Annotated in this window: 8 protein-coding genes; 6 read left to right on the forward strand and 2 right to left on the reverse strand. The window is 71.8% G+C overall.

Features of this window, described 5'->3' with window-relative positions:
• The first annotated feature begins 128 nt into the window (after positions 1-128).
• The gene (rpe, locus tag AAW13_RS29470) at positions 129-815 is read left to right on the forward strand and encodes a ribulose-phosphate 3-epimerase (RefSeq protein ID WP_046726557.1); all 687 of its coding nucleotides are present in this window, start codon (positions 129-131) and stop codon (positions 813-815) included.
• A gap of 78 nt (positions 816-893) precedes the next feature.
• Complete coding sequence (locus AAW13_RS29475) at positions 894-1937, forward strand: sugar-binding transcriptional regulator (protein ID WP_046726556.1); 1044 nt, start codon at positions 894-896, stop codon at positions 1935-1937.
• A gap of 138 nt (positions 1938-2075) precedes the next feature.
• Here AAW13_RS29475 and AAW13_RS29480 read toward each other — a convergent pair whose 3' ends face one another.
• Positions 2076-2678: a TetR/AcrR family transcriptional regulator gene (locus AAW13_RS29480; RefSeq protein ID WP_079179014.1), complete on the reverse strand. Its 603-nt coding sequence runs from the start codon at positions 2676-2678 to the stop codon at positions 2076-2078.
• 57 nt (positions 2679-2735) lie between these two features.
• The gene (locus AAW13_RS29485; RefSeq protein WP_079179015.1) at positions 2736-4037 is read right to left on the reverse strand and encodes an MFS transporter; all 1302 of its coding nucleotides are present in this window, start codon (positions 4035-4037) and stop codon (positions 2736-2738) included.
• 207 nt (positions 4038-4244) lie between these two features.
• Between AAW13_RS29485 and AAW13_RS29490 the strand changes: the two genes are divergently transcribed.
• From AAW13_RS29490 to AAW13_RS29505, 4 genes are all read left to right on the forward strand, one after another.
• Positions 4245-5192 carry a Dyp-type peroxidase gene (locus tag AAW13_RS29490; RefSeq protein WP_046726555.1) on the forward strand — a complete coding sequence of 316 codons (948 nt, stop codon included), beginning with the start codon at positions 4245-4247 and terminating at the stop codon, positions 5190-5192.
• A gap of 100 nt (positions 5193-5292) precedes the next feature.
• Complete coding sequence (locus AAW13_RS29495) at positions 5293-5604, forward strand: barstar family protein (protein ID WP_046726554.1); 312 nt, start codon at positions 5293-5295, stop codon at positions 5602-5604.
• A 152-nt stretch (positions 5605-5756) separates the two neighbouring features.
• Positions 5757-7199 (forward strand): GuaB1 family IMP dehydrogenase-related protein, encoded by a 1443-nt coding sequence (locus AAW13_RS29500; RefSeq protein ID WP_046726553.1) that lies wholly within the window; start codon positions 5757-5759, stop codon positions 7197-7199.
• Positions 7200-7345: 146 nt separating this feature from the next.
• Entirely contained in the window at positions 7346-7798 is a 453-nt protein-coding gene (locus tag AAW13_RS29505) for an Lrp/AsnC family transcriptional regulator (RefSeq protein ID WP_046726552.1), read from the forward strand.
• The last annotated feature ends 25 nt before the right edge of the window (positions 7799-7823 follow it).

Genomic DNA, 7823 nt, shown 5'->3' on the forward strand with positions numbered 1-7823 from the left:
GGGTCCCCCGGCCGAAGGCTGGGGGAGGAACTGCGCGAGCAACCCCCACCCGCCCCCACGGGACCCGCAACCGCAACCACCCGCAACCCCACTCGGCCCACCCCGTCAGGGCATGGCACGCTTGGGGCATGGCCGTGCAGATCAACCCCAGCATCCTGTCCGCCGACTTCGCCCGCCTCGCGGACGAGGCGAAGGCGGTCGAAGGCGCCGACTGGCTCCACGTCGACGTCATGGACAACCACTTCGTCCCGAACCTCACGCTCGGCGTGCCGGTCGTAGAGTCCCTGGCCCGTGCTACGGACACCCCGCTGGACTGCCATCTGATGATCGAGGCTCCCGATCGCTGGGCTCCCCAGTACGTCGAAGCGGGTGCTTCTTCCGTCACCTTCCACGTGGAGGCGGCCGCCGCACCCGTGCGGCTCGCGCGCGAGATCCGGGCGAAGGGCGCCCGCGCCTCCATGGCGCTCAGGCCCGCGACGCCCATCGAGCCGTACGAGGACCTGCTCCCCGAGCTGGACATGCTGCTCATCATGACCGTGGAGCCCGGTTTCGGCGGTCAGGCCTTCCTCGACATCATGCTGCCGAAGATCCGCCGCACCCGGGAGCTGATCGGCAAGCACGGACTGGAACTCTGGCTCCAGGTCGACGGCGGAGTCTCGGCATCGACGATCGAAAGGTGCGCGGACGCGGGAGCCGACGTTTTCGTGGCAGGTTCCGCGGTGTACGGGGCAAACGACCCGGCAGAGGCGGTACGTGCACTGCGCACCCAGGCGGAGACGGCCACCGCCCAGGCGTCGTGGGCGTGCGACCACTGAGGTACGGGAACGTGAACGGCTCCGATCAGGGCTGATCAAGTGCGCCGGATCTGCAAGGATGAACGGCGTATCCAGAGTGTGAACAGCAGTGAGGAGATGGCCGTGTCGGGTATGTCGGCGGGCCGGTCAGCCATGCGGATGGGACCCGCAGAGCTGGTGCAGGCGGCGGCCATGGCCCGCCGCTTCTATCTCGAGGGCAAGTCCAAGATCCAGATCGCTGAGGAGTTCGGCGTCAGCCGCTTCAAGGTGGCGCGTGTCCTGGAGACTGCCCTCGAAAGGGATCTCGTACGCATCGAGATCCGGGTGCCGGCCGAGCTGGACGCCGAGCGCTCCGACGCGCTCCGCGCCCGCTACGGCCTGCGGCACGCAGTCGTGGTCGAGTCCCCGGCCGAGGCGGAGGAGACCCCCGACCCCGAGAACCTCGGCGAGGTGGCCGCCGACCTGCTCGGCGAACTCGTCGACGAGGGGGACGTGCTCGGCCTCGCCTGGGGCCGGTCCACGATCCACATGGCGGCGGCGCTGGACCGGCTGCCGCCGTGCACGGTGGTGCAGCTGACGGGCGTGTACGACGCGGGGACCTCCGAGCGCGGCTCGGTGGAGGCCGTGCGGCGGGCCGCCCAGGTGTCGGGGGGTGACGCCCACCCCATCTACGCGCCGATGCTGCTGCCGGACGCGGCCACCGCGGCCGCGCTGCGCAACCAGACCGGGATCGCGCGGGCCTTCGAGTACTTCGACAAGGTCACGGTCGCCTGTGTCTCCATCGGCTCCTGGGAGCCCGGTATCTCGACCGTGCACGACATGCTCAGCGACGAGGAGCGCGCGCACTACGCCACGCTCGGTGTCGCCGCCGAGATGGCCGCGCACCTCTTCGACGCCGACGGCCGCCGGGTCGGACGCGACCTGGGGGAACGGTGCATCACGGTCAAGGCCGACCAGCTGCGCCGGATCCCCGAGGTCGTCGCGATCGCGGGCGGCCAGCGCAAGGCGGCCGCGATCGACGCGGTGCTCAGGTCGGGACTGGTCACCAGCCTGGTCACCGACACCTCGGCCGCGGACTACCTGATGACGGCGGGTACCACCCCGAAGCCGGCGCTGAACCGCGCGGACCCGGACGGCCTCTGAGGTCCCGTCGGCGTGCGCACGAGCGCCGCGGCAGCGAGGTGACAACGCTGCCGCGGCGCTCCTGTGTTGTCCGGTCCGGGTCCCGGCGGAGGCCGGTCCGCGGCCCGTGGGGGGTCTCAGGGCCGCTTGTGGGGGTTCTCAGGGCCGCTTCGACAGCGCCGCGTCGATCAGCACGCCGGCCGCCTCCCGGGCGACGGCGCCCGCCGACGGGTCCCGGTCCATCCGCGCGGAGACCCCGCCCCCGTCGTACAGCAGGTGGAGCTGGCGGGCCAGTGCCTCGGGATCCGGGACGCCGGCCTCCCGGGCGAGGTCGGTGAAGAGCGCGCGGATCCAGGCGCGGGAGGTGTCGGAGGCCTCCTCGATGGCGCTGCCGTGCTTGGCCTCCGCGCTCGCCGCCACGAAGGCGCAGCCGTGGTAGGTCTGCTGGGCGAACAGTTCGACCTGCGCGTCGAAGACGGCCAGCAGCCGGTCCCGTGGGTCCTCGGCGGCTTCGACGGCGCGCAGCAGCCGCTCGGTCAGCCGGACGTGCCGGGAGTCGAGGTAGGCGCGGATGAGCTGTTCCTTGCCGCCGAAGGTGTTGTACAGCGAGGCCTTGGCTACCCCGGCGTGCTCGATGATCCGGTCGATCCCGACCGTCTGCACGCCCTCCGCGTAGAACAGCTCGTTCGCCGCCGCGAGCAGCCGCTCCCGGGCCGTGGGAGCCTTGGCACTCGGTGTCATGGCGCTCGACGTCTTCGTCATGCCGCTCAACCCTTCTCTGCTCCGCCATCGTAGGACCGACCAGACCGGTCTGTTCGGTCACCGGGAGGCGCGGGCGGGCTCCGCCTCGACGGCCGGGGAACCGCCGGAGGCCACCAGCACGCCCGGCGTGCCCTGCGGCCTCCCGCGCAGCGGCAGGGCGGCCAGGGCCAGCAGGGCCAGGGCGATGACCACCGCGCCGTACTCCTCGGAGGTGGGGACCAGACCGCCACCGTGCACCACCAGCACACCGGCGAGCACGGAGGGGGCGCCCATGCCCAGGTAGGAGACGACGAACAACAGGGACAGCACGCCCGAGCTCTCGTGCGGCCTGGTCAGCGGCATCACGGTGCGGATGCCGCCCTGGAAGCCGCTGCCGAACCCGAGGCCGGCCACGGCGGTGCCGACGAAGAACAGCGCGGGCAGGCCCTGGGCGACGGCCACCAGGGTGAGCGTCACCCCGGTGACGAGCGCCGCGACGCCGGTGTACATGACGGTGGTCGCCGAGGCGTTGCGCAGGGCGAGGACCGAGCTCGCCGCCACGATCGCCAGCACGAAGAGGCCGAGGCCACCGTAGACGGCCGACGTGGAGCCGACCAGCGTGCGGACCAGGGCCGGGCCGAGGGAACCGTAGAACCCGGCCAGCGCCCAGACGGCGAACATGACGGGGGCGGTCGCCAGGACGGCACCGCGGACCGCGCGCGGGAGCCTGATCTCGGGCACCAGGCTGGCCAGCGCGCCGCGCTCGCGGGTGACGGTCTCGTCGATCAGGGCTATGGCGACGGCCTGGGCCGCGAACACGGCGAGCAGCCCGAGGTAGATCGTGTGGGTCGGGGCGGGCAGGTACTGCACGACGAATCCGCTGACCAGGGCGCCCGTCGCGGTGCCGAGACCGGGGGCGAGGGCGTTCGCGAGCGTGCCGCGGGAGCGGTTGATGTCCATCATCCCGGCGCCGATCGCGCCGAGCGCGGCACCGGTCGACAGGCCCTGCACGATCCGGCCGGCGAGCAGTTCGCCGACGCCCGAGGCGGTGGCGAACAGCACCATCGCGGCGGCCTGGGCGGCGATCGAGGCGATCAGTACCGGGCGGCGGCCGACGTGGTCGGACAGCTTGCCGAGGACCAGCAGGCCGGAGAGGACGGCGATCGCGTAGACGCCGAAGACGACGGTGGTGGTGATCGGGGAGAAGCCCCACTCGGCCTGGTAGGTCGCGTAGAGCGGGGTGGGCGCGCTGGACGCGGCGAGGAAGGAGACGACGACGGAGGCGAGCACGTAGAACGCCGCGCGGGGCGGGATCGGCTTGCGCGCCGCCCTGGCTCGCTCGGTTCGCTCGGTTCGCTCGGGGGAGGCGAGGTGGTTCATCGGGATCCTTCGCGATGAGTAGACCGGTCTGTCTATCTGCCCAGCTCAACCACATAGACAGGTCTGTCTATTCCCGTGAGGTGAAAGAATCCGGGAACGGGATCCGGCCGTCGTGACCCGCCGCGGGGGCGTCTCCCCGGGGCCGGCGGCCGTCAGCCCCGAGGATGTGCACGACAGGCCGAGCGCCGATCGCACCGGGAGGACGCGTTGACCACTGATCCCCAACCCGAGCCGGGAGCCGGACCGCAGCCGGTGCTCAGCCCGCTGACCACCGCCGCGATCTTCCTCGTGGTCACGGTGCGCCCCGGTGGCGAGGAGGCGGCCCGGGACGTGCTGGGCGACCTGCGCGGGCTGGAGCGCAGCTTCGGGTTCGGCGCCCCGGAAGCCGCCCTGAGCTGCGTGGCGGGCATCGGCTCCGACGTCTGGGACCGCCTGTTCGACCACCCGCGCCCGGCGGGCCTGCACCCCTTCCAGCGACTGGAGGGCCCTCGGCACACCGCGGTCGCCACCCCCGGCGATCTGCTGTTCCACATCCGGGCCACCCGGTTCGACCTGTGCTTCGGGCTCGCCGCCGAACTCATGCACCGGCTGCGGGGCGCGGTCACCGTCGAGGACGAGGTGCAGGGCTTCAAGTACCTCGACGCCCGCGACCTGCTGGGCTTCGTCGACGGCACCGAGAACCCGGTCGGGGCCGCCGCCCGGCGTGCCGTGCTGGTCGGCGCCGAGGATCCCGCGCACGCCGGCGGCAGCTATGTGATCGTGCAGAAGTACGTCCACGACCTGGACGCCTGGAACGCCCTGCCGGTCGAGACCCAGGAACGGATCATCGGCCGGACCAAGGCCACCAACATCGAACTGGACGCGCCCGCCTCCCACAAGGACCTGAACACGGTCACCGGACCGGACGGCGGGGAGCTGAAGATCCTGCGCGACAACATGCCCTTCGGCAGCCCGGGCCGCGGCGAGTTCGGCACCTACTTCATCGGGTACGCCCGTACCCCGGACGTCACCGAACGCATGCTGCGCAACATGTTCCTCGGCACCGAGGACGCCACCCACGACCGGATCCTCGACTTCTCCAGGGCGGTCACCGGCACGCTCTTCTTCGTGCCGTCCGACGACTTCCTGGACGACCTTCCCGCGGCGCCCCGGTGAACCCTCCGGGGGGCGCGTTGTCACCGGGCCGGACGGTGGGATCTACTACCCCGGTGTCTGCCCGCGGTGTCTGCCCCAACTCCTTCCGGACGGTGCTGAGATGACGACGAGTCCACTGCTGGTCACGCTCGACCTGGCCGGGGTCGGGGACAAGGCCGGTCTCATGGACCGCGCCGTGTCCGCGCTGGGCCTGCCCGACTGGTTCGGCCGGAACTGGGACGCCCTCGCGGACAGCCTCCGCGACCCCTCGGTGTGGCCGCCCGAGGCCGTGGACCGCGGGCTCCTCGTCGTCGTCACCGGCTGGCAGGAGTACGCGCGGACCCGGCCGGACGAATGGCGGGTCGCCCAGGACGTCTTCACCCAGGCGGCCGCGGGCGAACCCGCGCTCACCGTGGCCCTGGCGCTCGGCTGACACCCTTGGAGCTTCCTCCGAAGCGCCTCTGACCTGCCTGGATGTTCGTCCCGGGCATCACATACCGGTGCCCATGGGACAATGAAGTACGTGCTCTTCCCCCTGGCCGGCCGGTCCGGGGGTCACCTCTGATCGACTGGGATGTGCGGCACGTGCGTTTCCTCAATGACATCCAGCCCGCGTACGACCTGACCTACGACGACGTCTTCATGGTGCCGAGCCGCTCCGCGGTCGGCTCGCGTCAGGCCGTGGACCTCGACTCGCCGGACGGCACGGGCACCACGATCCCGCTGGTCGTCGCCAACATGACCGCGATCGCGGGCCGCCGGATGGCCGAGACGGTGGCCCGGCGCGGCGGACTCGTGGTGATACCGCAGGACATCCCCATCGACGTGGTCACCGATGTCATCACCTGGGTGAAGAGCCGTCACCTGGTCCTCGACACCCCGATCGTGCTCGCCCCGCACCAGACCGTCGCCGACGCGCTGGCCCTGCTGCCCAAGCGGGCGCACAACGCCGGTGTCGTCGTCGACGAGGACGGCCGCCCCGTCGGCGTCGTCACCGACCGGGACCTCAGCGGTGTCGACCGCTTCACCCAGCTCGCCGAGGTCATGTCCCGCGACCTGCTGCTGCTCGACGCGGACATCGACCCGCGCGAGGCGTTCAACAAGCTGGACGCCGCCAACCGCCGGTACGCCCCGGCCGTCGACGGCGACGGCAAGCTCGCCGGCATCCTCACGCGAAAGGGCGCCCTGCGCGCCACCCTGTACACCCCGGCCACCGACGCGAACGGCAGGCTGCGCGTCGCCGCCGCCGTCGGCATCAACGGCGACTTCGCGGGCAAGGCGAAGCAACTGCTCGACGCGGGCGTCGACACGCTGGTCATCGACACCGCGCACGGTCACCAGGAGTCGATGATCAGCGCGATCAAGCTGGTCCGCGACCTCGACCCGCAGGTCCCGATCGCGGCCGGCAACATCGTCTCCGCCGAGGGCGTCAAGGACCTGATCGACGCGGGCGCCGACATCGTCAAGGTCGGGGTGGGCCCCGGCGCGATGTGCACCACCCGCATGATGACCGGCGTGGGCCGGCCGCAGTTCTCGGCGGTCCTGGAATGCGCCGCGGAGGCGCGGAAGTACGGCAAGCACGTCTGGGCCGACGGCGGTGTCCGGCACCCGCGTGACGTCGCCATGGCGCTGGCCGCGGGCGCGTCCAACGTGATGGTCGGCTCCTGGTTCGCGGGGACCTACGAGTCGCCGGGCGACCTCCAGCAGGCGGCCGACGGACGGCTGTACAAGGAGTCGTTCGGCATGGCCTCGGCGCGGGCGGTGCGCAACCGCACGTCCGACGAGTCGGCCTACGACCGGGCCCGCAAGGGGCTCTTCGAGGAGGGCATCTCGACGTCCCGGATGTTCCTCGACCCGGCCCGGCCGGGCGTCGAGGACCTGATCGACTCGATCGTCGCGGGTGTCCGGTCGTCCTGCACGTACGCCGGTGCGGGGTCCCTGGAGGAGTTCGCCGAGAAGGCGATCGTGGGGATCCAGAGCGCGGCCGGCTACGCGGAGGGCAAGCCGCTGCACGCGAGCTGGAGCTAGCCGCCGCCCCTCTGCGGGGCGCGTCGGGTGGGCGAATCCTTCGGTGTTCGGTCGGCGGTCGGGACCGTGTTCTACTTCGTGTACGGCCGTCCGCCGCCCCGTCCTGCACCGCCCCGTCCTGCACCGCCTGAGAGCTGAACGACCCCTTGCTGAACGATCTCGACGAACGCATCGTGCACGCCCTCGCCGAGGACGCCCGCCGCTCCTACGCGGACATCGGGCAACTGGTCGGCCTGTCCGCGCCCGCCGTGAAACGGCGCGTGGACCGGCTGCGCGCGACGGGGGCGATCACGGGATTCACCGTACGCGTCGATCCGGCGGCCCTCGGCTGGGAGACCGAGGGTTTCGTCGAGATCTACTGCCGGCGCAACACGTCTCCGGAGACCATCCAGCGGGGTCTCGAGCGGTACCAGGAGGTGGTGGCCGCGTCGACGGTCACCGGTGAGGCCGACGCGGTCGTGCAGGTGTTCGCGTCGGACATGCGGCACTTCGAGCGGGTGCTGGAGCGGATCGCCGGTGAGCCGTTCGTGGAGCGGACCAAGTCGGTGCTGGTGCTGTCGCCGCTGCTGAGACGGTTCTCCTCGGGGGCGCCGGGCTGAGAGCGGAGGAGGGCGGCCGGGGGAG

Source organism: Streptomyces humi (assembly GCF_001005085.2).
GTDB classification, from domain to species: Bacteria; Actinomycetota; Actinomycetes; order Streptomycetales; family Streptomycetaceae; genus Streptomyces; species Streptomyces humi.

Bases quoted from the DNA above. Each gene is read 5' to 3' on its own strand.
- rpe (WP_046726557.1), top strand. From the start codon at position 129: ATGGCCGTGCAGATCAACCCCAGCATCCTGTCCGCCGACTTCGCCCGC.
- AAW13_RS29480 (WP_079179014.1), bottom strand. From the start codon at position 2,678: ATGACGAAGACGTCGAGCGCCATGACACCGAGTGCCAAGGCTCCCACG.
- AAW13_RS29485 (WP_079179015.1), bottom strand. From the start codon at position 4,037: ATGAACCACCTCGCCTCCCCCGAGCGAACCGAGCGAACCGAGCGAGCC.
- AAW13_RS29495 (WP_046726554.1), top strand. From the start codon at position 5,293: ATGACGACGAGTCCACTGCTGGTCACGCTCGACCTGGCCGGGGTCGGG.